The following is a 24,560-nucleotide window of genomic DNA, read 5'->3' on the forward strand; positions in this document are numbered from 1 at the left end:
CGTGAAGATCATTTGTATTGGGGCCGGGCCGGCCGGCCTGTACTTCGCCATCCTGAGCAAGCTGCGCGACCCGGCCTGCGAGGTCACCGTGGTGGAGCGCAACCCGCGCGGGGTCACCCACGGCTGGGGCGTGGTGTTCTGGGACGACCTGGTGCACGGTTTGCGCCGGTCCGACCCGGTCACCTGCGCGGCGATCCTGGACGTGGCCAACCAGTGGCACGACCAGGAGGTCCAGGTCGGCCGGCCGTCCGGCGCGGAGAAACCGGCCCGGATGGGCGGCTACGGCTACAGTGTCGGACGCGCACAACTGCTGGACATCCTCACCCGCCGGGCCGAGTCGCTCGGGGTCAAGGTCGAGTTCGAGCATTCGCCGGTGGACGCTTCGGACTTCCCGGACGCCGAACTGGTGGTCGCCGCCGACGGCGCGGGCAGCGTCACCCGCACCCGGTTCGCCGAGCACTTCAAACCGACCGTCGAGTCGGCCAACAACTACTACATCTGGCTGGGCACCCGGAAACTCTTCAACATCTTCACCTTCGCGTTCGAGGAGTCCCCGGCCGGCTGGGTGTGGCTGCACGGCTACCGGTTCTCCGACGAGTACTCCACCTGCATCTTCGAGTGCTCGCCGCACACCTTCGCCGGGCTCGGCCTGGACACGCTTTCCGAGGAGGACGGGCTGGCCAAGATCCGCTCGCTGTTCGCCCGGGAGCTGGACGGGCAGGAGCTGATCAACAAGGGCAGCCCGTGGCTGCGCTTCACCGACGTGTCCAACCAGCACTGGTACCACGGCAACATGGTGCTCATGGGCGACGCCGCGCACACCACGCACTTTTCCATCGGCTCCGGCACCAAGCTGGCCATGGAGGACGCCATCGGGCTGGACGTCGCCCTGCGCGGGTCGGAGTCCCTGCCGGACGCGCTGGCCACCTACCAGGCCGACCGGTCCGCCGCCGTCGCGGTGCGCCAGGCCGCCGCGCGCACCAGCACCGAGTGGTTCGAGAACGTGGCCGAACACATCAAGACCGACCCGGTCCGCTTCTCCTACGCCCTGCGCACGAGGCGGGAGGAGGCCGGTGGCCTCTCCTGGCTGGCCCACCGGGCCACCCAGTACCGAGCCGGCCAAACCGCCCGCCGCTGGGTGAGCACCGCCAAACGCCGCCTCCGCCCCACCTAACCCACATCGCGCCTCCCACCCCGCCATATCGCGCGTTCTACCACCTCATGTCGCTGATTCCGACCGCGACATGAGGTGGTGAAACCCGCGACATGGGGCGGCGGAACCCGCGATATGGGGTGGTGTGGCCCGCGATAGGGCGGGGGTGGTTAGTGGGAGCGGCGGTGGGTGCGGCGGGCGGCGGTCAGTCGCGCGCGGAGGGTGCGGAGAGCGGTGACCTGGGTGGCCAGGTGTAGGTAGTAGCGCCAGCGGGCGGTTCGGCTGCCCAGCCGGCGGGAGATCGCGTAGGCGAAGGCGACCGGGTCCGGGTCGGTGTCCAGGCGAGCTGGCGCGGACTCCAGGAAACGCATGCTGGCCAGCGCCTCAGCCTGGGTCTGGTCGATCACCGGGCGGCGGGTCGCGTCGTAGGTCGCGAGTGCGGCCGGTATGTCGCCGGGATGTGAGGCCACCGCGGCGGCCAGCGCCACCGAGTCGCCGATGGCCAGCCGGGTGCCGGAGCCGATGGAGAAGTGCGTGCTGTGCGCGGCGTCGCCGAGCAGGGCCACGTTCCCGTCGTACCAGCGCGCGTTGCGCACCTGCTTGCCGTGCAGCCAGGACACCGTGTCCACGTCCTGCATCTGGCTGATCAGGCTCGCCCCGTCCAGGTGCCGCGCGAAGATCTTCTCCAGCGCCTGGAGACACTCCGCCGGGCCGAGCCGGTCGAAGCCCAGCCCCTGCCACGTCGACGGCGGGCATTCCACGATCACCGTGCTGCGCCCGGCGTCCAGGTAGTAGCAGTGCAGCCAGATCCAGCCGGCCGGGGTGCGCTCGAAGATGTACCGGAAGGCCTTGAACTCCTTGTAGGCGCCCAACCACAGGTAGTGGTTGGTGCCCATGTCCACCGAGGTGCCGAACCGTGCGGCGCCGGCGGTGCGGAAGCCGCTGTTGATGCCGTCGCCGGCGACGATCAGGTCCGCGTCGGCGAACTCGTCCAGCGACTCCACCGGGTGCTCGAACTCCAGCTTGATGCCCAGGTCACGGGCGCGCGCGACCAGGATGTCGAGCAGCCGCTGCCGGCCCATGGACAGCCCGTAGCCGCCCAGGTAACCCGGCTTGCCCGAACCGACGTGCACCTCGATGCCGCCCCACACCCCGGAGGCTTCCTCGACCTGTTTGGCGGTGACCGGGTCGTTCGCGTAGAGCATGTCCAGCACGTCGTCCCAGAAGCCGAAGCCCCAGCCGAAGGTGACCCCCTCCGGGCTGCGTTCCAGCACGGTGATCTCGGCGTCCGGGTCGCGCAGCTTCGTGCATATGGCGAAGTAGAGGCCGGCCGGGCCGGCCCCCACACAAACGATGTTCAAGAAAAGCCCCCTCGGCTCAGCCCCGCCGGAACTGACCCCGCAGCTTCACCTTGGCGGTGCCGAGCAGCTTCTTTCCCGTCGCGCTGCGCCGCAGCAGGTCGTAGCCCACCTTGGCAGGCCATGGCCTGATCAGCTCAACCGGGGCCGGGTAGCGGAAGGGGGTGCCGTTGAACGCCAGCTTGGCGCGCTGGGCGCTGGGCCATTCGTCGCTGGTGTGCATGCCGCGGTCGATCATGTCGGTGAGCATCTGCTCGGGCAGGCCGCCGAAGTCTAGCCATCGGTGCCCCTGCCGCTGCCCCCACTTGATGATCTCCCAGCGGACCGCCGCCGGCACGCTCAGCTTGCCCGTCGCGCCGGAGCCGTCGAAGCCGCCCAGCCGGCCGCGGATCATCCCGCCGACCACGGTGACCAGGTCCGCCGAGACCGGCCGCCCGTCCACCTCGCCGACGAACACCGCCGCATGCCCGTGCGGGGCCAGCTCGCGGTACATCCGCCGCATGTACTCCAGCGGCGGCGGGGTGAACCCCTGCCGGGCGCCGGTGTAGGCCATCAGGTCGGCCAGCAGCGGAAGGTCCCGCTCGTCGCCGAGCCGTACGTGCACGCCCTTGGCCGCCCACCGGTTGGTCCAGGACTTGAGCCGCTTGGAGAAGCCGCCGCGGATCTCCTCCAGCGGCCGGGTCAGGTCGACCCGGTAGGAACCCAGCGGCGCGATGCCGGCGCGGGATGGCCGGAAGCCCCGGGCCAGCAGGCCGGTGGTCATTTCGGGCGCACCCTCCGGCGGCTGCACGAAGGTGGCCATCAGCGAACGGGCGACCCTGGTCAGCTGGTCGAGCAGGGCGGCGGTGACCGCCCCGGGGTCGGCGGTGTCGGGGCTGACCAGCGGTCCGTAGGGCAGGTAACCCAGCTCCACCAGCGGCATCAGGCGCCGGCGCAACAGCAGTGCTCCGCCGGCCAGTCGGCCGCCAGAGTAGGCGAGCAGGTACTCCGGGGTGTACCCGGCCAGGCCGCGGATCCGGCCCCATGCGCTGAGCTGGGTCACGTCGGTGCCGCCGACCTGGCTGACCAGCTCGTCCCATTCATTCAGCTGCTCGGCCGGCGGGTTGGTCAGCCGCAGCAGCGTCACGGTGGCGGCGCCGGCCGGCGCCTCAGTCTTCGTGTTCATGCTCTGGAACTGATCCTCCCGGCGCCACCTGTAAAACTTCGACATCGGTCACCCGAATTAGGCGTCGCTAACCCCAGCGGCATCGTTACGGCTCGGTCAACGCTCGGACAAGATTATTTCCCTTGATCGAACAATCCTCACACACCCCCCGGGGGAATGTTCCCGGGTTGCCGGGACCGCAACCGGTCTTTACCGTCATCACGTAATCACCGTCGGCTTTCAGAGGAGTTACAGTGGCGCCGAGCGACCAGGTCGAACCGGCCGAGCAGCCGGTCGTTGAGGAGACCCTCGTCGAGGAGGTCTCGATCGACGGCATGTGCGGTGTCTACTGAGGACGCCCTGAGCTCCCCCGGCTTCGACCCGGGCCGGCCGTACCGGTGCAGCCCGAGCGTGTCGCTGCGGCCGGAGCCGTTCGGCGCGCTGGTATATCACTTCGGCACCCGAAAGCTCTCCTTTCTGAAGACTCCTGAGCTGTTCGCGGTGGTCAGCGGTCTGGAGCGGCAGCCGGACGTGCACGCGGCGCTCGCCTCGGCCGGGGTTCCGGATTCGCTGCGTCCCGCGTATCTGCGCGCGCTCGCCGGACTGGCCGAGGCGGGCACCATCGAACCCCGTTTGGGCGTGTCTGATGGATCTATGCCGAGCGAGCGGTGATCCAGATGGTGCGTCGCAAGGCGGAGGAGGAGCTCATAGCGGAGCTATGCGCGACGACGACTACGCCGCGAGGCGCCATCTGGGCGCCGCACAGCCGGCTGGATGATCCATCAGACACGCCTTAGGGAGGCTCTCCCCCGATGAAGCTGACCGAGCACTTCCAGTACGGCCTGAACTCGCCGATCTGCCTCACCTGGGAGCTCACCTACGCCTGCAACCTGGCGTGCGTGCACTGCCTGTCCTCGTCCGGCCGGCGCGACCCCCGGGAGCTGTCCACCGCCGAATGCAAGTCGGTCATCGACGAGCTGCAGAAGATGCAGGTCTTCTACGTCAACATCGGTGGCGGCGAACCGACCGTGCGGTCCGACTTCTGGGAGCTGCTGGACTACGCCATCGGGCACGACGTCGGGGTGAAGTTCTCCACCAACGGGATCAAGCTCACCGAGGATCGGGCCCGGCAGCTGGCCGCGACCGACTACGTCGACGTGCAGATCTCCCTGGACGGGGCCACAGCCTCGGTGAACGATGCGGTGCGCGGCCCCGGTTCGTACGACACCGCTCTTCGCGCCCTGTCGAACCTGGCCTCGGCGGGCTTCCTCGAGCCGAAGATCAGCGTGGTCATGACCAGGCAGAACGTCGACCAGCTGGACGAGTTCAAGGCGATCGCGGACAAGTTCGGCGCGCAGCTGCGGATCACCCGGTTGCGCCCTTCCGGGCGGGGCGCGGACGTGTGGGATTCGCTGCATCCGACCGCTGACCAGCAGCGGCAGTTGTACGACTGGCTGGTGGCGCGCGGTGACGGGGTGTTGACCGGGGACTCGTTCTTCCATCTGTCGGCCTACGGCTCGCCACTGCCCGGGTTGAACCTGTGCGGCGCGGGCCGGGTGGTGTGCCTGATCGACCCGGTCGGCGACGTGTACGCCTGCCCGTTCGCCATCCACGAGAACTTCCTGGCCGGGAACGTCCGCTCGCCCGGTGGTTTCGCCGAGGTGTGGCGGTCGTCCTCGCTGTTCGAGGAGTTGCGGCAGCCGCAGACCGGCGGCGCCTGTCAGTCGTGCGGTCACTACGACGCCTGCCAGGGCGGGTGCATGGCGGCCAAGTTCTTCACCGGTCTGCCGTTGGACGGCCCCGACCCGGAGTGCGTGCGCGGCTTCGGCGAGCAGGCGCTGGCCGCCCGCTCGGACCTGACGGTGATCCCGAAGTCCGACGTGGACCACTCGCGGGGCTCGAGCCGCCGCCCGGTCCCGGTCACGTTGGCCGCGCCACCCCCGCGCGCCTGCGACTCCAGCCCCCTAGGCCGTGTTTAAGAAGTCCCGGTCGATGGGCTTCGTGATCCAGGTGGTTTCCGGCAAGGCGGAGGCATGGCCTCGTACCGGGGTACGTGGCCGTGCCGACAACGCGGCCGGGACCGCCTGGGCGCGAAGACCGCGATCGAGGGCTTTTTAAACACGGCCTAGCCCCCGCCACCCCCTGACCCAGCCACCCCCCAACCCTGATTCAGTGCCTTTGGCAGCGTGATTCAGTGGGTTGAGCAGGGTGATTCAGTCACATTGGACTGCGGGGACCCGCGACATGGGACGCCGCAATCCGCCACATGGGGTGCGTCGATCCGCGACATGGGGTGCGTCGACCCGCGACATGGAGCGCTGTAATCCGCGACATGGGGTGCTGAAGGTGTCGACTCGGGGTGCTGAGAACGTCGACTCGCGGTGGGTGGTGGCGGGGGCGGTGCCGGTGGGGCCGTGTGTTGCGGGCTCGCGGGTGATGTTCGGGCCGATCGAGACGAATCTGGGGCGGGGGCGGGGGTTTACCGCCGAGCATGTCGGGTTCTATGCGGCGCGGGGCGGGGCTGGTGTGATCGTTACCGAGGTTGCCTCGGTGCATCCTTCGGACTGGCCGTACGAGTCGGCTCCGCTGGCCACCGAGTGCGCGCCGGGTTGGGCCGAGATCGTGCGCGCCTGCCGGTCGGGTGGCGCGTTGGTGTTGGCCGGGCTGGGGCACGCCGGCGGGCAGGGCACCTCGGCGCATCACGAGCGGGAGCTGTGGGCGCCCTCGCCGGTGCCCGACCCGCGCAGCCGGGAGGTCCCGGCCGAGATGTCGGTGGCGCAGATCGACGAGGTGGTGGCCGGGTTCGCGGCAGGGGCCGAGCTCGCCGTGGCGGCCGGGTGCGCCGGGGTGGAGGTGGACGCCGGCGAGTTCGCGCTGCTCCGCCAGTTCGCCTCCGGGCTCACCAACCGGCGGGCGGACGGCTACGGCGCCGACCGGACGCGGCTGCTGCGCGAGGTCGTGGCGGCGGTGCGCGCGGCGGTCGGTTCGGAGCGGGTGGTCGGGTTGCGGCTGTCCTGCGATGAGCTGGTCGGGGCGCCGGGGATCACGCCGGATGTGGCCGTGCGGGAGCTGGTGCCGGCGGTGGCGGCCTGGCTGGACTACCTGGTTCCGGTGCGCGGGGGCGGGTTGGCGGCCACGCCCGCTCGCCCGGACGCGCACACCCGCCCGGGGTTCAATCGGGCGCTGTGTGACCGGTTGCGAGGGGTGGCGCCGGCGCTGGTGCTGCAGGGCAGCGTGGTGGACGTGGCGATGGCCGAGGCTTCTGCGCGGGCCGGTGTCGCGCTGGTCGAGATGACCCGGGCGCAGCTGGCCGAGCCGGACCTGGTCGCGCTGTTGCGGGCGGGTACGCCGGAGCGGATCAGGCCCTGCTTGCTGACCAACCAGTACAGCGCGGTGCGCGATCCGGCGAACGTGGTCATCTCCGACGAGGGCGAGCCCCGCACCGGCCACGAAACCACCGATCCCCTGGTTCCCCGCGGCCCGTTCAGCGGCGTGGGCGAGGTGCGCGGCGTGGCTGGGCGGGTGTTGGTGGTCGGGGGTGGGCCGGCGGGGTGTGAGGCGGCGCGGGTGGCGGCGGCGCTGGGGTTGCGGGTGCGGTTGGTGGAGCGTGCGGCCGAGCTGGGGGGCGCGATGCGGCTGGCGGCACGGTTGCCCGGGTTGGAGCGGTACGAGCTGCTCGTCGAATGGTGGCGCCGCGAGCTGAACCGGCTGGGGGTGGAGGTCCGGCTCGGGTGCGAGGCGGACCTCGGTGAGTTGCTCGCCGCCGAGCGGGCCGGGGTGGCCGTGCTGGTGGCCACCGGCTCGGTGCCTCGGGAGGGCGTCGAGCCGGCTTGGGAGTTCCTGGCCGGTGAACGCCTTCGTGCCCAAGGCGCGGTCACGCTGTACGACCCGGTGGGCGGTGCCCTGGCGATCGGCCTGGCCGAGTTGCTCGCCGGTGCCGGGCGCGCGGTGACCTTGGTAACACCGGATGCCGTGGTCGGCGCCCGGCTGCCGCCCGGCTCGCTGGTCGCGGCGAACACCCGGCTGGCCCGGGCCGGGGTCACCCGGGTCACCGACTGGCGCGGCCCGCCGCCTGGCGGAGCGATCGACTGCGGTCACCGTTTGTCGGACGACACGTTTCCCCGAGGTCACCCGCGCGCCGGCGACGCCGTTGCGCCCCGCAACGTCCACCAGGCCGTCCTGGAGGGACGCCGGTTCGCGCTCTCACTGGTCGGCCGCCCGTGACCTGGCCGCTCGGGCTGCGCTCGCCGGTGGTGTTCACCGCGCACCTGACCAACTTCGCCGAGCACGGGCTGCCCACCGAACGGCATGCGGCGTACTACGCGGCGCGGGCGGCCGGCGGGGTCGGGATGATCATCACCGAGGAGCACTGCGTGCACCCCTCGGACCGGGCCTACCAGAAGGTGATCCAGGGGTACCGGCCGGACGCGCTGCCCGGTTACCGGACGATTGTGCACAGCGTGCATGCGCACGGTATACCGATTCTGGCGCAGTTGAACCACCACGGCGGGCAGGGGCACGGCCGGTACTCGCGGCGCGCCGTGTGGGCGCCCAGCGCGGTGCCGGACCCGTTGCACCGGGAGGTTCCGGTGGCGATCGACGCCGACCGGATCGGCGAGCTGGTGGCGTCGTACGCCGAGGTGGCGGCCCGGTGCCGGGCCGGCGGGTTCGACGGGGTGGAGATCCAGGCCAGCCAGTCGTCCATCGTCCGGCAGTTCCTCTCCCCGGCGGCGAACCGGCGCACCGACGCCCACGGCGGCGACCTGCCGGGCCGCGCCCGGTTCCTGCTGGAAGTGGTTGCGGGGGTGCGCGCGGCGCTCGGGCCGGAGGCCCTGCTCGGCGTGCGGCTCGGCCCGGACGCACTCTCGGACGAGGCCCTGGCCGAGACGGTCGAGGTGGCCCGGTTACTCGCGGACACCGGCGCGGTCAGCTACCTGAACAGCACCGTCGGCGTGGCCGGCGTGACCCAGGAGCTGATCACCCCGCCGATGGGCGTGCCGGCGGGTTACGCGCTGCCGGTGGCTCGCGCGTTGCGCGCGGCGGTGGACCTGCCGGTGCTCGGGGTCGGCCGGTTCACCGAGTTTGCCCAGGTGGAACGGGTGCTGGTGGATGGGGACTGCGACCTGGTCGGAGTGGTGCGCGGTCTGCTGGCCGACCCGGGTTTCGCCGGTGGCGGGGCGACTCGTTGTGTTGGCGCGAACTCCGGCTGCGTGGGCCGGGTCGGGCTCAACCGGCCGATCGGCTGCCTGGTCAACCCCCGGATCGCCGACGTGCGACCGCCGGGCGACCCGGCGTCGGTCCGGGTTTCGGGTGGCATCGAGCTGGGCCGGTTGCCGGGTGGTGTGGAGCCGGGGCGGGCGCTGGGTGGCGGTGAGCCGGGCCAGGTGTCCGGGCTTGCCGAACCCGGGCGGACCGTCTTGGCCCGGGAGCCGAAGCGGGTGTTGGTGATCGGCGGCGGTCCGGGTGGGTTGCGGGCGGCGGTAGCCGCGGCCGAGCTCGGCCATTCCGTCACGCTGTGTGAGCGTTCCCCAGAACTCGGCGGCCAGCTCGCGGTGGCCGCGCTGGCTCCCGGGCGAGCCGAACTGGGGCGGGTCACCCACGACCTGGCCAGCCGCGCCCGTGCGCTCGGAGTGACCCTGCGCGCCTCCACCGAGGCGACTCCGGAACTCGTCGACGCGCACCGGGCGGACGTGGTCGTGCTGGCCACCGGCGCCCGTCCGGAACCGCCGCCGTGGGCCATCGGCGAGCGGGTCGCCGCCGTTTCCGACGTGCTCACCGGGGATATCCACCCAAGTGGCCGGGTGCTGGTGTACGACGAGCTGGGCGGTCCGGCGGCCACCGGGGTGGCCGAGCTGCTGGCGTCCCGGGGAAACCCGGTGGAGATCGTCACGCCGATGTTGGCGGTGGCCCCCGACCTTGGGCTCACGCTCGAGCGGGAGCCGTTCCTGGCCCGGGCGGCGGCGTTGGGCATCCGGTTCGGCGTCGAGCGGCTGGTCGAGTCGATGTCGGACGGAACGGTCACGCTGCGTCATCACCTGCTCGACGTGCGGGAGCGGCGGGAGTGCGATTGGCTGGTCTACGCCACGCCGCCGAGGCCGGACGACCGGCTGTGGTCGGGGCTGTCCGGCGGCGGGCTACGGGTGCACCGGGTCGGAGATTGCCTGGCCCCCAGGGACGCCCGCGCGGCGATTCGGGACGGTGATCGGGTGGGGAGGGCGCTGTGACGCTGGGCGGTCTGACCTGGCCGGACCTGGATCCGCCGGCCGAACGTACGCTGCTCGTTCCGGTCGGCTCGACGGAGCAGCACGGGCCGCACCTACCGCTGGACACCGACACCCGGGTGGCCGAGGCGGTGGCGCACGGTGTGGCCGCACGGATGAACGCGCTGGTGGCGCCGGCGGTGGCGTTCGGCGCTTCCGGGGAGCACGAGGCGTTCCCCGGCACGGTGTCCGTCGGCACGCAGGCGCTGCGCGCGGTACTGGTGGAACTGGGCCGTTCCGCCGGGCGGTGGGCGCCGCGGCTGGTGTTCGTGAACGGGCACGGCGGGAACGTGGAAGCGCTGCGCGGTGCGGTCGGGCTGCTCCGGGCGGAGGGGCGGGACGCGCGCTGGTGGGGTTGCGCGCTGCCCCGCGACGCCGGCTTCGTCCAGGACGGGCACGCCGGCCGCACCGAGACGTCGTTGCTCCTGGCGATCGCCCCTGAACTGGTGAAACTGGACAGCGCGGCGCCGGGCAACACCGTCCCTCTGGCCGAGTTGCTGCCCGCCATGCGCGCGCACGGGGTCCGCGCGGTCAGCGAGAACGGCGTGCTCGGCGACCCGACCGGCGCGAGTGCCTCCGAAGGCCGGGCCATGCTCGCCGCCCTGACCGACGCCTGCACTGCCACCCTCCACCGGTCTCCCTAGCCGGAGGGAGCCCTGTGTGGAGCGTAGGTTGACGCTTACGTAGGTGGACGCCTACGATTGGTCGAGTGCAGGCGGTGTTGGAGGCAGTGGTGGAGCCGCGTCGGCGGGAGATTCTGCGCCTGGTGAGGGTGCGGGAGGCGACCGCGGGGGCGATCGCCGCGCATTTCCCCGACGTGTCCCGGCCGACCGTGTCGCAACACCTGCGGGTGCTGCGCGACGCCGGGCTGTTGCACGAGCGGCGGGACGGCACCCGCCGGCTCTATCGCGTCCGAACCGAGGGGTTCACCGAGGCGCGCGCGTTCTTCGACGAGTTCTGGGACAGCCGGCTGCGGGCACTGAAGGCCGAGGCCGAGCGCGAACAACGGAGGCAGGATGCCAACCGAGAGCAGCGTGAGCGGAACGAGCATGGGCACCGAGACTGACGCCATCGTGCGGGAGATAGACATCGAAGCGTCCGCCGAGACGGTCTTCGAGTTCTTCGTCGACCCGGAGAAGATCACCCGGTGGCTGGCGGTCGAGGCCGACCTGGACCCGCGCCCCGGCGGCGTCTGTCACCAGGTGCACGAGGCCGCGACCGACTCTCACTTCCACATGCAGGGCCAGTTCCTCGAGGTCGACCCGCCGAAGCGCGTGGTGTTCAGCTGGGGGTTCACCGAGCCGGAGGTCGGTGTGCCGCCCGGCGCGAGCACCGTCGAGGTGACGCTCACGCCCACCGGTTCCGGTACCCGGGTGATGCTGGTGCACCGGGGCCTGCCGCCGGCCGCCGTCGGCGACCACTCCGGCGGCTGGACGACCATGCTGGACCGGCTGCGCCAGGCGGTGACTCCGTGACCGATACCGAAGGTTCGCTTGCGGAACCGAGCATCAATACCGACTGGATGCACCAGCTGAAGAGCATCACCCTGCACGTGGAGGGTGACCCGCCGCCGATGTGGCCGGACGGGGCGAGCGAGGAGTACCGGGCCGCGCGGCGCAAGCTGGCCGAGGCCGAGATGGCGCTGCGCGACCAGGTGGAGGCGGTCGCCGCGCTGCGCCGCGCGCTGCCCGCCGGGGCGGTGCTGCCGGACTTCGTGCTCACCGGTGACGGGTCGGTGCGCCTTTCCGAGCTGTTCGGCGAGCATCGTGAGCTCGTGGTCTACCACCTGATGTTCCACCCGGACGACGCCGAACCCTGCCCGATGTGCTCCATGTGGGTGGACGGCTTCCACGGCGTGGCCAAGCACCTCACGCAGCGCGCGGCCGTTGCGGTGATCGCCAAGGCGCCGATCGACAAGCTGCGCGAGTACGGCGAGCGGCGCGGTTGGCAGGGCATCCGGCTGGTGTCCGCGCACGACTCGGACCTGCCGCGCGTGCTCGGGGTGGAGGGGTCGCGGGGCGGGCAGTTCCCGGCGGTCAGCGTGTTCGCCCGGGACGACGACGAGGGTATACGACATGTATACACACAGTCGGCCGACTTCGGCGACGGCAGCGGACGCGGGATCGACCTGCTCTCCCCGGTGTGGCAGGTGTGGGACCTGCTGCCGAGGGGCCGCGAGGACTGGCACCCGCACAACAGCTACGCGGTGAGTCCGTCGCGCGCCTGACCGGGCGCGCGACCTGAGCGTGCGGCGGGTCAGCTCCGGACCTGCAGCAGCGGGATGTGCTGCTCGGCGGCGGTGAGCGAGCCGTGCTGGCCGGTCAGTGCGCTGATCAGCGGTTCGCCGTTGGTGCGGGTGACGGCGGTGGTGCCGCGCATGGCCACCACCACGTCACCGATGCGCGGGCGCATTGCGTCGGTGACCTCGCCGAACCAGCCGTCCGCGATGGCCTCCTCGCGGGTGCGCACCCAGGCGCGCTCGCCGAGGAGGCCGGTCCAGGTGGCGAGCACGTCGCCGGCGGCCCCCGGCTCGGCGTACACGTGCCGGGACCGGGGGTCGCCGCCGAGCATCCGCACGCCGTGCTGGAGTTCCGGCGTGGTGTCGGCGTCGATCTTGTCGGTGGGTGGCACGTGCACCATGCCGTGGTCGGCGGTGATCGCCAGCAGGCCGTCCGGCGGCAGCGCCTCGGCGACCAGTGCGGCCACCCGGTCGATGATCCGCAGCTCCAGCCGCCAGGCCAGTGAGCCCGGTCCGTACAGGTGGCCGAGCGCGTCCAGGTTGGCGTGGTAGCCGTAGCAGAACACCGGCGGTGGCGCGCTCAGCGCGGTGATCAGCTCGGCGGCCAGGTCGCCGAGCGCGTACACCCCTCGGTAGTCCGCGCCGCGCAATGTCGCCCTGGTCAGACCGCTGCCGGCGAACATCGCGGCGGACGCCACCCGCACGTCCACCCCCTGCTGGCGCGCCCGGCCCAGCGCGGTTTCCAGTGGTTGGACCTCTTCCGGGGGTAGGGACTTGCGCTGGTCGGCGGGCTTGCCGTCCACCTCGGTGGTCCACTTCAGCGAGTCCAGCAGTGGACCGTGCTCGACCGCGAAGCTGACCCCGAGGATCCCGTGCGCGCCCGGCGGAGCCCCGGTGCCCAGCGAGGCCAGGCTGACCGGCGTGCTCGACGGGAACCCCGCCGTCAGTGCGCCCGCGCCGGGCAGCGAGGAGAGGAACGGGGCGTCGGCGGCGTGCGCGGCGAGCAGCTCGGTGCCCAGCCCGTCCACCAGCAGCAGGCACACCCGGCCGGCGGGCTCGATGCCCAGCGGGTTCGCCTCGCCGCGCAGCGCGCCGATCAGCGAGGGAGTCACCTCCGCGAGCGAGCGCGACCCGTAGGCGGGCAGGACCGGAGCCGTGTCGACCATGCCCCCAGCCTGGCACGACCCGCGCGCCGGCGCCCCCGGGTCTGGTCGGCGCCGTGTGTTTGGTCGGGCTGGCGTTGTGTGTTTGGCCGGGCTGGGGTGGTCGTGTCCTGCGTCGGGTTGTGTGGCCGCGCCCGGGGGTGGGTGGCGTGGCACGATCGGCCGGTGAACAGGGTGGCGGTGGTGACCGGTGCGGCGCGCGGGATCGGCGCGGCCGTGGTGCGACGGCTGGCCGGCGACGGCTGGCGGGTGGTCGCCGTGGACGCTTGCGCCGACGACCCCGCCGTGGATTACCCGCTGGCCACCCCGGCCGACCTCGACGATGTGGCGCGGGCCGGCGAGGTTCTGCCCGTTGTCGCGGACGTGCGCGACCAGGCGGCGATCTGTGACGCGGTGCGTAAGGCGGTCGACCAGTTCGGCGGGTTGGACGCGGCGGTCGCGGCGGCGGCGGTCATGACCGGCGGGCGGCCGCTCTGGGAGACCTCCGACGAGCAGTGGGACGTGCTCAACTCCGTCGGCCTTCGCGGCGTGTTGCACCTGGCCAGGGCGGCGGTGCCGGCGCTGTTGGAACGGCCGGCGCCGCGCAGCGGACGGTTCGTCGCGCTCGCCTCGGCCGCCGCACACCACGGGCTGTATCACCTGGCGCCGTACTGCGCGGTCAAGCACGGCGTGCTCGGGCTGGTCCGCGGGCTGGCGGCGGACCTGCGCGGCACCGGGGTGACCGCGACGGCGGTGTCTCCGGGTTCCACCGACACCGCGATGCTGGCCGCCACCGCCGCGCTGTACGACCTGGAATCGCCCGAGCGTTTCGGCGCCCAGCAACTGGTCGACCGCTTGCTCCAACCGGACGAGATCGCCGCGGCGGTCAGCTGGCTCTGCGGCCCCGAGTCCGGCGCCCTGACCGGCTCCGCCCTGATGGCCGACGGCGGGTTCGTAGGTTGAGCCCGGCCCGCACACACCTTTTGGCGCCGGCACACGCTCTGAAGCTCATGGGCCAGCGCCGAAACGCGTGTGTGAGCCGGTGATGGACGTGGCGGGGCGGTTGCCGGACGGGTTTCGGGTGCGGTTGGACCGGCGGGTTCGGTGGGTGAGTCGGCGCGCGTTGTTGGGTGGGTCGCCGTTGCGGCTGTTGCGGTTGGCGCCGGTGGCGCGGGGGTTGCTCGGTGCGGACGGCGCGCTGACCGTCACCGATGCGACGTCCGCCGCGTTGGCCCGCCGGCTGCTGGACGCCGGCGTGGCCCACCCGGCCGGTCTCGCCCCGGCACCGGCGGACCCGAACCCGGCGGACCCGAACCCGGCGGACCCGGACCCGGCGGACCCGAACCCGGCGGACCTGGACCGGACAGACTCGGACCCGGCGGAACCTGACCCGGCGGAACCGGACCCGGCGGACCTGGACCGGACGGACCCGAACCCGATGGACTCGAATCCGGCGGAACCCGATTCGGCGGAACCGGACCGGACGTCCCGGGACCCGGCGGACCCGGACCGGACGGACCTGAATCCCCGACTCGCCGTGCGCGAATCCGCGACTCGCCGTGCGCGAATCCGCGACTCACCGTGCACGAATCCGCGACTCGCCGTGCCTGAATCCGCGACTCACCGTGCGCGGATCCCCGACTCGCCGGGGGTGGGGGCGGTGACGGTGGTGGTGCCGGTGCGGGACCGGGGGGAGGGGGTGCGCCGGTTGGTTGCGGCGGTGCGGGCGACGGCGGCGGGGGTGGCCGAGGTGATTGTCGTGGATGACGGGTCGGTGGTGCCGGTTGTGGAGGCGGGCGCCCGGGTGATCCGGCACGGCACCTCGCTCGGGCCGGCGGCGGCGCGGAATACCGGGCTGGCCGCCGCGCGCACCGAGTTCGTGGCGTTCCTGGACTCGGACGTGACGCCCGAGCCCGGCTGGTTGGCGCCGCTGCTCGAGCTGTTCGCCGACCCTTCGGTGGCGCTCGCGGCGCCGCGCATCGTCGCGGGCCCCGACACCCGATACGGCTGGCTGGCGCGGTACGAGCAGACCCGGTCGGCGCTGGACCTGGGGCCGGAGCCGGGGCCGATCGTGCCGCTTTCCCGGATCGCCTACGTGCCCAGCGCGGCGATGGTGGTGCGCCGCCGGGCCCTCCACGACCGCGGGTTCGATCCCGAGCTCAGAGTGGCCGAGGACGTGGACCTGGTGCTGCGGTTGCACTCGGCCGGTTGGCGGATGCGCTACCAGCCGGCGGCCCGGGTGGCGCACCGGCATCGGGTCGCCCTCAAAGCGTGGTGGACCCGCAAGGCGTTCTACGGCACCGGCGCCGCCGCGCTGGCCATCCGCCACCCGGGTTCGGTGCCGCCGGCCGTGCTGGCGCCGTGGGCGGCCGGGGCGGCGGCGCTGCTGATCGCCCGCCAGGACCGGTACGGCGCGCTCGGCGCGGCCGCGCTCACCGGGCTGGCCGCGACGAAGCTGCGCCGCACGGCCGAGGGCACCGACCGCCCGAACCTGCTCACCGCGTACCTGGTCGCGCGGGGCGTGGCCGGTGCGGCCGGCCAGGTGGCCGGGCTGCTCAACCGGCACTGGTGGCCGCTGACCGTGCTGGGATGCCTGGCCTCGAAACGGATCAGGCGCGCCGCACTGCTCGCCGCCCTCGCGGAGGGCGCGGTGGACTGGTACCGGCACCGGGGCGCGCTGGACCCGGTGCGCTACCTGCTCGCGCATCGCGCCGACGACCTGGGTTACGGGGCGGGGCTGTGGTGGGGCGCGTGGCGGCGCCGCACGGCGGCGCCGCTGCTGCCGGTGGTCACCGGGCCGGCCCGGAAATCAGGTCATCGCGACCAGCATGAGCGCGGTGCACAGGGCCATCGCCGCCTCGGTGAGCACCCCCGGCCGGGTGATGGCCAGTGACCGCGTGACCGGCTCCCGCCTGGTCATCCCGAGCACCGCGGTGAACAGGAAGTACGCGGCCAGTGACCAGCACAGCACGTGCAGCGCGGTGTCCAGCGGGCCGGCCGGCCCGGTGCCGGGCAGCGCGGCGGCCAGTTCGGCGGAGTAACCGTGGTGATGCCCGGAGCCCGCGCTGGCCAGCAGCAACGCCGAGGGTTCGGCCGGAGCCGGGTGAGCCGGCAAAAGGCACATGACGATCATTGCCACCCCGCCGACCACGTGCGGGACCGGTCCGCCGCCGCAGCGCTCGCGGGCCGCCCGGTGCACCAGGGGCCACAGCGCGAGCAGCCCGAACCCGGCCGCCCACCACGGCCCGCTGGGCAGCACGGACACCGCCATCCAGGCCATGCCGAGGGCCATCAGGGTGCCCGGGGCGTCCCGGTGCGCCGCGCGGTACGCCCCGACGACGGCGAGCGCCCCGGCCAGTGCCACGCCCAACCAGCCCGCTACCAAAACCAGCCCCCTCACCGTCCACCTCGACGTTATGTGTCCGACCGTCCGGCATGTTGGTCCGAACGGGTGGAAATGCCCGGTCTCAACCAGCTCTCACAGACCGCGTCAGCGGCATGAGAAAGCGGTTTCCGCCGCGGCTGCGGAGGCACCGGCGTGTCGCGTCAGGAATCCGCGTGCTACCTGTGTTGTTACTGGTTATCGGGCCTTTCCCCGATCTTGCGAGGCCCGATCAACCGGAGTTCCATGTGTTGGCTGCCACAAGTATGTGCGCGGCGAGTCAGTAAGTAGGGAGTAGAAACTCATGGCACAGGTACGGGTCACCGTCGACGGTGTCGAGTACGCCGACGATGTCGAGCCGCGCATGCTGCTTGTCCAGTACTTGCGTGAACGCCTCGGAAAGACCGGCACGGTGGTCGGTTGCGACACCAGCAACTGCGGCGCCTGCACGGTCCATCTCAACGGCCAGAGTGTGAAGTCCTGCTCGGTGCTCGCGGTCCAGGCCGACGGCAGCGAGGTCACCACCATCGAGGGCCTGGCCCGGGACGGCCAGCTGCACCCGATGCAGCAGGCCTTCAACGACAACCACGCGCTGCAGTGCGGCTACTGCACCCCGGGCATGATCATGCAGTCGATCGACCTGCTCGGCGACAACCCCGACCCGAGCGAGGAGGAGGTGCGCCACGGCCTGGAGGGCAACCTCTGCCGGTGCACCGGTTACCAGAACATCGTGCGAGCCGTCCGTGACGCGGCGCAGAAGATGAAGCCGGGCGCGCAGGCCACCCCGGACAGCGCCCCGGCCTCGGTGGCGGGGGGCTAGCGAAACCATGACGACGACGGCCGAACCCACCACAGAAGTTGGGCGCGCGCGCACCCGCAAGGAGGACGCGCGGCTGATCACCGGTCGCACCCGCTGGACCGACAACCTCACGCTGAACGGGATGCTGCACATCTGCATGGTGCGCAGCCCGCTGGCCCACGCCCGGATCACCCGCATCGACACGGCCGCCGCGCGAAATACGCCCGGTGTACACGCTGTATACACCGGTGCCGACCTGGACGCGGAGCAGTCCGCGCTGCCCTGCGCCTGGCCGATCAACGCCGATGACGAGCCACCCCGGCACGTCTCCATCGCGGTGGACACCGTGCGGTTCGCCGGGGAGATCGTGGCCATCGTGGTCGCCCGGTCCAACGCGATCGCCCGCGACGCCGCCGAGGCGGTCGAGGTGGACTACGACCCGCTCGCCCCGGTGCTGGACATGGAGGACGCGCTACAGGCCGACGCGACCCTGGTCCACCCCCAGCACGGCAGCAACAAGTGGGTGACCTTCCCGTTCGACTCGGTGGCCGCCGGGGCGACGTCCGGCCCCACCGCCGAGGAGGCCATCGCGGCCGCCGAGGCCGACGCCGACTCGGTCGTCGTCACGCGGAAGTGGCGCCAGCAGCGGCTGATCCCGGCGTTCATGGAGCCGCGTTCGGTGGTGGTCGACCCGACCGCCGAACAGCTCACCATGTGGTCCTCCACCCAGGTGCCGCACGTGTTGCGCACCATGCTGGGGCTCACCCTGGGTCTGCCGGAGCACAAGCTGCGGGTGATCGCGCCCGACGTGGGCGGCGGGTTCGGCGGCAAGCTCCAGCTGACCCCGGAGGAGCTGCTGGTCACGCTGGTCGCCCGGCGCATGAACAAGCCGGTGAAGTGGACCGAGACCCGTTCGGAGTCGCTGCTCAGTGCCCACCACGGCCGGGACCAGATCCAGGAAATCACCGTGGCGGCGCGCAAGGACGGCACGCTGACCGCGTTGAAGATCGACATCACCGCGGACATGGGCGCCTACTTCGGGCTGTTCACGCCGGCCATCCCGGTGTTCGGCGCGTTCATCGGCCCGGCGATCTACAAGGTGCCGTCGTACCTGTTCAGCTGCACGGACGTGTTCACCAACAAAACGCCCACCGACGCCTACCGGGGCGCGGGGCGGCCCGAGGTCACGTTCGCCGTGGAACGGATCATGGACGAGCTGGCGGTCGAGCTGGGCCGGGACCCGCTGGAGCTGCGCGAGCAGAACTGGATCAAGAACACCGAGTTCCCGTACACCAACGCCGGCGGCCTGACCTACGACTCGGGCAACTACGAGGCGGCCACCGCCAAGGCGATGCAGCTGTTCGACTACGCCGGCCTGCGCCAGGAGCAGGAGCGCCGGCGGCGGGACAACGACCGGGTCCAGCTGGGCATCGGCGTCTCGGTGTTCACCGAGATGTGCGGGCTGGCCCCGTCGCGCCTGCTCGGCGCGCTGGGCGCCGGCGCGGGCGGCTGGGAGCACGCGGCGATCCGCATGCTGCCCACCGGCAAGGTCGAGGTGGTCACCGGCTCGTCCGCGCACGGCCAGGGGCACGAGACGGCGTGGAGCCAGATCGCCGCCGACCAGCTGGGCGTGCCGTTCGAGGACATCGAGGTGCTGCACGGGGACACCCAGGTGTCGCCGAAGGGCCTGGACACCTACGGCTCCCGTTCGCTGCCGGTGGGCGGCACGGCGGTGGTCAAGTGCGCCGAGAAGGTCGTGGAGAAGGCGAAGAAGGTGGCCGCGCACCTGTTGGAGGCCTCGGAGGAGGACCTGGAGTTCGCCACCGGCAAGTTCTCGGTGAAGGGCACCGACAAGGGCGTGTCCATCCAGGAGGTCGCGCTGGCCACCTTCACCTCGCACAACTTCCCGGAGGGCATGGAGCCGTCGCTGGACTCGGAGTACACCTTCGACCCGGAGAACTTCTCCTTCCCGCACGGCACCCACCTGGCCGCGATGGAGGTGGACACCGAGACCGGCAAGACCAAGCTGCGCCACTACGTGTGCGTGGACGACATCGGCAACGTGGTGAACCCGCTGATCGTGGACGGCCAGGTGCACGGCGGCCTGGCCCAGGGCATCGCGCAGGCGCTCTACGAGGAGGCCGCGTACGACGACCAGGGCACCCTGGTCACCGGCACCTTCGTGGACTACACCCTGCCGTCGGCGGCCGACCTGCCCAGCTTCACCACCGCCCGGACGGAAACCCCGGCCACGTCCAACCCGCTGGGCGTGAAGGGGGTCGGGGAGGCGGGCACCATCGCCTCCACCCCGGCCATCGTGAACGGTGTGATCGACGCGGTGCGGCACCTCGGCGTGCGGCAGATCGAGATGCCGTGCACCTCGCAGCGGGTATGGCGGGCCATCCAGGAGGCCCAGGGCCACGCCACCCAGGAAACCCCGATCGACGTGCATTCACCGGGCGGCGGACTTGGTTCCGTCGACCCCAACGAACCACAAGGAGAAGCTCAGTGATCCCGGCTCAGTTCGAGTACGTCCGGCCCGCTTCGGTGGACGAAGCGGTGCGGGCGCTTTCCGAGGGCTTGGCTAACGACGAGGAGGTGAAGGTGCTGGCCGGCGGGCAGAGCCTGCTGCCCGTGCTGCGCCTGCGCATGGCCGCGCCGACGCTGGTCGTTGACCTCGGCGGAATCGCCGAGCTGCGCGGCGTGCGGGAGGACGGCGACGAGATCGTGGTCGGCGCGATGACCACGCACCACGACGTGGCCACCGACGAGCTGTTGGCCGAGCACGTGGGCCTGCTGCCGGACGCGGCGACCACCGTGGCGGACCCGCAGGTGCGGCACCGGGGAACCCTCGGCGGCTCGCTCTCGCACGCCGACCCGGCCGGTGACCTGGGCGCGGCGGCGCTGGCGCTGGGCGCGTCCTTCGTCATCACCGGCCCGGACGGCCGGCGCACGGTGTCGGCCGAGGACTTCTTCCAGGGGCTGTTCGAGACCGCCCTGGGCGAGGACGAGATCCTCACCGAGATCCGGTTCCCGAAGTTCACCGGGTGGACGCACCACTACGAGAAGTTCAACCGCACGGCGCAGGCGTGGTCCATGGTGGCCGTCGCGGTGGCGCTGCGGGTGGAGGGCGGCTCGATCGCCGAGGCCAGGGTCGGGCTCACCAATATGGGTGCCACGCCGATCCGGGCGCACGCGGTGGAAGCGGCCCTGGTCGGCCAGCCGGCCAGCGAGGATGTGGTCCGGGCCGCCGCCGAGCACGCGACCGACGGCACGGCCGCGCCGAGTGACGCGGATGCCGCGGCGGACTACCGTGAGCACTTGGCAAGGGTGCTCACCGGCAGGGCCGTGCTGGCCGCGGCCGGCTGATCAACTAACTGATTGCGTGGGCGCCCGCCCCGGTCGCTGGTCGGCCGGGGCCGGGCGCCCACCGCATTTGAGGAGATTTCGAGAGCGATGGAGCTGGAGAACAATTTCACCGTCCCGGCCGGGATCGACGAGGCCTGGGCGGCGTTCAACGACCTGAGCCGCATCGTGCCGTGCTTTCCCGGGGCGACCCTGCAGGAGTTCGACGGTGACTCGTTCACCGGCACCGTCAAGGTGAAGCTCGGTCCGATCTCGCTGACCTACAAGGGCAAGGGCAACATCGTCTCCCGGGACGAGAAGGCCCACATCATGGTGATCGAGGCGTCCGGCCGCGATGCCCGGGGCAACGGCACCGCCAGCGCGACGGTCACCGGCACGCTGACCGCCGACGGGGCGGACAAGACCAGCGTCAAGATGGTCACCGACATGACCGTCACCGGGCGTCCGGCCCAGTTCGGCCGGGGGGTGATGGCCGACGTGTCCGACAAGATCATCGGCCAGTTCTCCGACTGCCTGGCCAACAAGCTGGGCGACAACGGCGGCCCGGCCGAGGAGGCCTCCCCGGCGGGGTCCTCCGGGCCCGGCGCGGCGAAGGCCGAGGGTTCCGGCTCGTCCGGGGCGAGCGCGGCGAAGTCCGAGTCGGCGACCGCCACGGTGACCGCCCCGTCCGCCGAGGCGATTACCCAGAACGGCGCCTCCCCCCGCCTGGCCACCGCGCCGGAGCCCACGCGCAGCGAGGTCGACGCCATCGACCTGCTGGACACCGCCGGCGCCCCGGTCCTCAAGCGCCTGGCCCCGGTCCTGCTGGGCCTGCTGGTGCTCTTCATCCTGATCCGCCGCGTCCGCAAGGCGCGCCGGGCGGACTGACCGATTCGTACCAGCGCGTCGGCCGGTGAGTCGGCTACGAAGGTTCCATGAAGACCGGACCAACCAACTCACTGGTCGACGTGCCCGGGTTGCGCGTCGGGCACGCCAGCCGTCAGACCGCCACCGCCGACGCGCCCGGGGCGCTCACCGGGGTGACCGTGGTGCTCGCCCCGCCGGACGGCGCGGTGGCCGGCGTGGACGTGCGCGGCGCGGCCCCGGGCACCCGGGAGACCGACCTGCTCGACCCCCGCCGGCTGGTGGAGCGCGCGCACGCGGTGGTCTTCACCGGTGGGAGCGCGTACGGCCTGGCCAGCGTGGACGGCGTGATGCAGGGCCTGGAAGCGGACGGCGTGGGGTTCCCGCTGGGGGAGCCCGGCTCCGGCCGGGTGGTGCCGATCGTGCCCGCCGCCGTGGTTTTCGACCTGGGCCGGGGTGGCGCGTTCGGCGAACGGCCGGACGCGGCGGCCGGCCTGGAGGCCTACCGGGCCGCGACCGACACCGCCCCTGCTCAGGGCGTGGTCGGCGCGGGGACCGGTGCGGTGGTCGGGCGGTTGAAGGGCGGCATCGGCACGGCCAGTGCGGTGCTGCCGGACGGCGCCACGGTGGGCGCGCTGGTGGTGCTGAACGCCGCCGGCTCGGCGGTGCACCCGGCGACCGGCGAACCCTACGGAGCCCGGTTCGGCCTTCCCGGCGAGTTCGACCACCTGGGACCGCTGCCCCCGTCGCGCTTGGCGCAGGCCCAGGCGGAGGGGCTGCTCGGAACCGCACTGGAAGGCCCGCTGCGGGCCACCACCCTGGCCCTGATCGGCACCGACCTCACACTCACCCAGGCGCAGTGCACCATGCTCGCCACCATGGGTGCGGACGGCCTGGCCCGGGCGGTGCGCCCGGTGCACACCATGGTCGACGGGGACAGCACCTTCGCGCTCTCGGTACCCCGCCGCCCGGCCCCGGAGCTGCCCGAGCTGCACGCCCTGCTGGCCGCCGCGGCCGACTGCGTCAGCCGGGCGATCGTGTACGCGCTGCTCGCCGCCGCGCCGGTCCGCACCCCGGCCGGGAACTGGCCGGCCTACCTGAACATTCAATGAACCGCTGGTGAACCTGCCCTCCTGGGTGGGCGCCCGGGGGATATGAAAGATCCGTGCTGGAAATCCTTTCCTCGGCGCTGGGGACGGTGCAGTCAACCGTCGAGTTCCTCGGTCCGGGGAACCTCGTGGTGGCCATCCTCGCCCTGATCGCCACCCCGTACGTGGATCGGCTGCTCATCCGGCGCAAGCGGGTCACCTTCCGGGTGCTGTACAACTCGAAGGTCGGCATCGGCCCCGAGCTGCTGCACCTGGACGGCGACCACACGCGCAAGGACGGGCAGGCGAAGCAGCTGGCCGAGCTGCTGGCCCGGATGAGCGTGGTGGTGGTGCGCATCCGCAACACCGGCAGCTACGACATCCACGCGGGGGACTTCGAGAAGCCGCTGGCCTTCACCTTCGGCGGCCGGGTGATCTGGAACGCGCGAATCTCCGACGCCAGCGATGACAAGTTGCGCAAGGACGTCCGGGAGGGCCTGGAGTTCTTCGCCGCCACCGCCGGCGCAAACCCCCGGGCCAACCCACCGTCCAGCGGAACGCTCCGGGCGATGCGCGACCTGTTGCCCAGCCGGACGACCAAGGGAGGGGCGCAGGCGCCCAGCTGGCAGGGCGTGCGGCTGGGTGAGCTCAATCTGGGCCGTCGACAGCGGTTCAAGCTGGTCGTGGTGCTGGTCGAGCCGCCGGGCCGCACCGGCGAGCTGACCAAGGGCTTTCGGTACGAGGGCAAGCTGAACGAGAACGGCCTGATCCGGGACGACAAGGTGGAGCGGCGGGTCACCCTGCCTCGGGTCACCGGGGTGGCGGCGGTGGCGTTGACCGGCCTGCTGCTGGCCGGCCTGGCGCTGGCGCCGACGGCGCGGCCGGCGGCCGGCGTGAACTGCGCGTCCGGGCAGCTGTCCGTGGTGGGCTCCAGCGTGTTCATGCCGACCTTGAGCACGCTGGCCGACCTCTACCGGCAGGGCTGTCCGGGAGCGGTGATCGACACCCGGCCCACCGGCAGTGTGGACGGCGTGCGGCAGCTGATCGCGTCGGAGCACCCGGAAGGGCTGGTCGCGCTGTCCGACGGAAAGCAGAACACCGGCGCCGCGCCGGTGCGGGCGGAGCAGCTGGGCATCGTGGTCTACCACGTGGTGGTGAACTCCTCGGCCGGCGTGGACGGGCTCACCAGCGCCCAGCTGCGCGGCATCTACGACGGCACCTACCGGGACTGGAGCCAGCTGCGCGGCGGCGCCCCGCTGCCCATCCGGATCGTCGGGCGGGGTCAGGAGTCCGGCACCCGCGAGCTGTTCGAGCAGCGGGTACTCCACGCCGCCGAACCCGGCCTGACCTCGAACGACTGCCTCACCAACGACCGCGACCAGCGCGCGCCGATCATCCGCTGCGAGCGCAACGCCAACCCCGAGGTGATCGACATGATCAGCAACACCCCCGGGGCGATCGGCTACTCGGACGCGCCGTCGGTGGCCGAGGCGCGCAAGAGCAGCGCACTGAACGCGCTCACCCTGGACAACAAGACCTTCGACACCAACAGCGTGATCGAGTCCGGCTACCAGTTCTGGACCGTCGAGTACCTCTACCTGCGCTCCCCCGACGGCCTGCCCGCCGCCCTCCTCGACTACCTACGCCACGACCCAACCGCCCGAATCCGCCTCACCGCCGCCGGCTACATCCCCTGCACCACCCCCGACAACGCCCCCCTGGACCTCTGCAACCACCGCTGATTCAGTCACTCCAGCACCGTGATTCAGTGGGTTCGGCACGGTGA

General features: G+C 72.1%; 22 protein-coding genes. 18 read left to right on the forward strand and 4 right to left on the reverse strand.

The annotated features are described in order from the left end of the window. Window position 1 precedes the first annotated feature (1 nt). Window positions 2-1,174: an FAD-dependent monooxygenase gene (locus tag ABEB12_RS01765; protein WP_185058620.1), complete on the forward strand. Its 1,173-nt coding sequence runs from the start codon at window positions 2-4 to the stop codon at window positions 1,172-1,174. A gap of 149 nt (window positions 1,175-1,323) precedes the next feature. Here the strand turns inward: ABEB12_RS01765 and ABEB12_RS01770 are convergent, their stop codons facing one another. Together ABEB12_RS01770 and ABEB12_RS01775 are read right to left on the reverse strand one after the other, a co-directional pair. Next, a complete protein-coding gene (locus tag ABEB12_RS01770; RefSeq protein WP_185058621.1) occupies window positions 1,324-2,514 on the reverse strand; it encodes an FAD-dependent monooxygenase in 1,191 nt (396 codons plus the stop codon). Between the two features lie 16 nt (window positions 2,515-2,530). After that, complete coding sequence (locus ABEB12_RS01775; protein WP_185058622.1) at window positions 2,531-3,676, reverse strand: GNAT family N-acetyltransferase; 1,146 nt, start codon at window positions 3,674-3,676, stop codon at window positions 2,531-2,533. A gap of 233 nt (window positions 3,677-3,909) precedes the next feature. Here ABEB12_RS01775 and mftA point away from each other — a divergent pair, with 233 nt between their 5' ends. From mftA to ABEB12_RS01820, 9 genes are all read left to right on the forward strand, one after another. After that, window positions 3,910-4,008 carry a mycofactocin precursor MftA gene (gene mftA / locus ABEB12_RS01780; protein ID WP_185058623.1) on the forward strand — a complete coding sequence of 33 codons (99 nt, stop codon included), beginning with the start codon at window positions 3,910-3,912 and terminating at the stop codon, window positions 4,006-4,008. Further along, window positions 3,998-4,327 (forward strand): mycofactocin biosynthesis chaperone MftB, encoded by a 330-nt coding sequence (gene mftB, locus ABEB12_RS01785; protein WP_345702478.1) that lies wholly within the window; start codon window positions 3,998-4,000, stop codon window positions 4,325-4,327. Before mftA ends, mftB begins: the two co-directional genes overlap by 11 nt. Window positions 4,328-4,467: 140 nt before the next feature. Next, window positions 4,468-5,634: a mycofactocin radical SAM maturase gene (mftC, locus tag ABEB12_RS01790; protein WP_185058624.1), complete on the forward strand. Its 1,167-nt coding sequence runs from the start codon at window positions 4,468-4,470 to the stop codon at window positions 5,632-5,634. 457 nt (window positions 5,635-6,091) lie between these two features. Next, window positions 6,092-7,879 carry an oxidoreductase gene (locus ABEB12_RS01795; RefSeq protein WP_345702531.1) on the forward strand — a complete coding sequence of 596 codons (1,788 nt, stop codon included), beginning with the start codon at window positions 6,092-6,094 and terminating at the stop codon, window positions 7,877-7,879. After that, a complete protein-coding gene (locus ABEB12_RS01800; protein ID WP_185058626.1) occupies window positions 7,876-9,879 on the forward strand; it encodes an oxidoreductase in 2,004 nt (667 codons plus the stop codon). Before ABEB12_RS01795 ends, ABEB12_RS01800 begins: the two co-directional genes overlap by 4 nt. Then, on the forward strand, window positions 9,876-10,559 hold the full coding sequence (mftE, locus tag ABEB12_RS01805) for a mycofactocin biosynthesis peptidyl-dipeptidase MftE (RefSeq protein ID WP_185058627.1): 684 nt from the start codon (window positions 9,876-9,878) through the stop codon (window positions 10,557-10,559). Before ABEB12_RS01800 ends, mftE begins: the two co-directional genes overlap by 4 nt. Before the next feature lie 65 nt (window positions 10,560-10,624). Further along, on the forward strand, window positions 10,625-10,981 hold the full coding sequence (locus ABEB12_RS01810; protein ID WP_185058628.1) for a metalloregulator ArsR/SmtB family transcription factor: 357 nt from the start codon (window positions 10,625-10,627) through the stop codon (window positions 10,979-10,981). Beyond that, window positions 10,965-11,390: an SRPBCC domain-containing protein gene (locus tag ABEB12_RS01815; protein ID WP_185058629.1), complete on the forward strand. Its 426-nt coding sequence runs from the start codon at window positions 10,965-10,967 to the stop codon at window positions 11,388-11,390. The genes ABEB12_RS01810 and ABEB12_RS01815 overlap by 17 nt, the downstream gene beginning before the upstream one ends. Beyond that, window positions 11,387-12,142: a DUF899 family protein gene (locus tag ABEB12_RS01820; protein WP_345702479.1), complete on the forward strand. Its 756-nt coding sequence runs from the start codon at window positions 11,387-11,389 to the stop codon at window positions 12,140-12,142. Before ABEB12_RS01815 ends, ABEB12_RS01820 begins: the two co-directional genes overlap by 4 nt. Before the next feature lie 29 nt (window positions 12,143-12,171). Here ABEB12_RS01820 and ABEB12_RS01825 read toward each other — a convergent pair whose 3' ends face one another. Next, window positions 12,172-13,320 carry an alkaline phosphatase family protein gene (locus tag ABEB12_RS01825; protein WP_185058630.1) on the reverse strand — a complete coding sequence of 383 codons (1,149 nt, stop codon included), beginning with the start codon at window positions 13,318-13,320 and terminating at the stop codon, window positions 12,172-12,174. Between the two features lie 162 nt (window positions 13,321-13,482). On the opposite strand from ABEB12_RS01825, the gene ABEB12_RS01830 reads away from it, so the two are divergent. Together ABEB12_RS01830 and mftF are read left to right on the forward strand one after the other, a co-directional pair. Continuing rightward, a complete protein-coding gene (locus tag ABEB12_RS01830; protein WP_185058631.1) occupies window positions 13,483-14,259 on the forward strand; it encodes a mycofactocin-coupled SDR family oxidoreductase in 777 nt (258 codons plus the stop codon). A gap of 82 nt (window positions 14,260-14,341) precedes the next feature. After that, window positions 14,342-16,189 carry a mycofactocin biosynthesis glycosyltransferase MftF gene (gene mftF / locus ABEB12_RS01835; protein ID WP_345702480.1) on the forward strand — a complete coding sequence of 616 codons (1,848 nt, stop codon included), beginning with the start codon at window positions 14,342-14,344 and terminating at the stop codon, window positions 16,187-16,189. On the opposite strand, the gene ABEB12_RS01840 is transcribed toward mftF, so the two are convergent. Further along, window positions 16,106-16,696 carry a DUF5134 domain-containing protein gene (locus ABEB12_RS01840; protein WP_185058632.1) on the reverse strand — a complete coding sequence of 197 codons (591 nt, stop codon included), beginning with the start codon at window positions 16,694-16,696 and terminating at the stop codon, window positions 16,106-16,108. The two genes, mftF and ABEB12_RS01840, sit on opposite strands and share 84 nt — an antisense overlap. A 286-nt stretch (window positions 16,697-16,982) precedes the next feature. On the opposite strand from ABEB12_RS01840, the gene ABEB12_RS01845 reads away from it, so the two are divergent. The 6 genes from ABEB12_RS01845 (at window position 16,983) to ABEB12_RS01870 (ending at window position 24,516) form a co-directional block, all read left to right on the forward strand. Beyond that, window positions 16,983-17,498 (forward strand): 2Fe-2S iron-sulfur cluster-binding protein, encoded by a 516-nt coding sequence (locus ABEB12_RS01845; protein ID WP_185058633.1) that lies wholly within the window; start codon window positions 16,983-16,985, stop codon window positions 17,496-17,498. A 7-nt stretch (window positions 17,499-17,505) separates the two neighbouring features. Continuing rightward, entirely contained in the window at window positions 17,506-19,989 is a 2,484-nt protein-coding gene (locus tag ABEB12_RS01850; RefSeq protein WP_185058634.1) for a molybdopterin cofactor-binding domain-containing protein, read from the forward strand. Then, complete coding sequence (locus tag ABEB12_RS01855; RefSeq protein ID WP_185058635.1) at window positions 19,986-20,846, forward strand: FAD binding domain-containing protein; 861 nt, start codon at window positions 19,986-19,988, stop codon at window positions 20,844-20,846. Before ABEB12_RS01850 ends, ABEB12_RS01855 begins: the two co-directional genes overlap by 4 nt. 87 nt (window positions 20,847-20,933) lie before the next feature. After that, a complete protein-coding gene (locus tag ABEB12_RS01860; protein WP_185058636.1) occupies window positions 20,934-21,710 on the forward strand; it encodes an SRPBCC domain-containing protein in 777 nt (258 codons plus the stop codon). A gap of 47 nt (window positions 21,711-21,757) precedes the next feature. Next, window positions 21,758-22,798 carry a P1 family peptidase gene (locus ABEB12_RS01865; protein ID WP_185058637.1) on the forward strand — a complete coding sequence of 347 codons (1,041 nt, stop codon included), beginning with the start codon at window positions 21,758-21,760 and terminating at the stop codon, window positions 22,796-22,798. A 53-nt stretch (window positions 22,799-22,851) separates the two neighbouring features. Continuing rightward, a complete protein-coding gene (locus ABEB12_RS01870) occupies window positions 22,852-24,516 on the forward strand; it encodes a PstS family phosphate ABC transporter substrate-binding protein (RefSeq protein ID WP_345702481.1) in 1,665 nt (554 codons plus the stop codon). Window positions 24,517-24,560: the final 44 nt, after the last annotated feature.

It is taken from the genome of Actinospineispora eucalypti (assembly GCF_039543365.1).
GTDB lineage: Bacteria > Actinomycetota > Actinomycetes > Mycobacteriales > Pseudonocardiaceae > Pseudonocardia > Pseudonocardia eucalypti.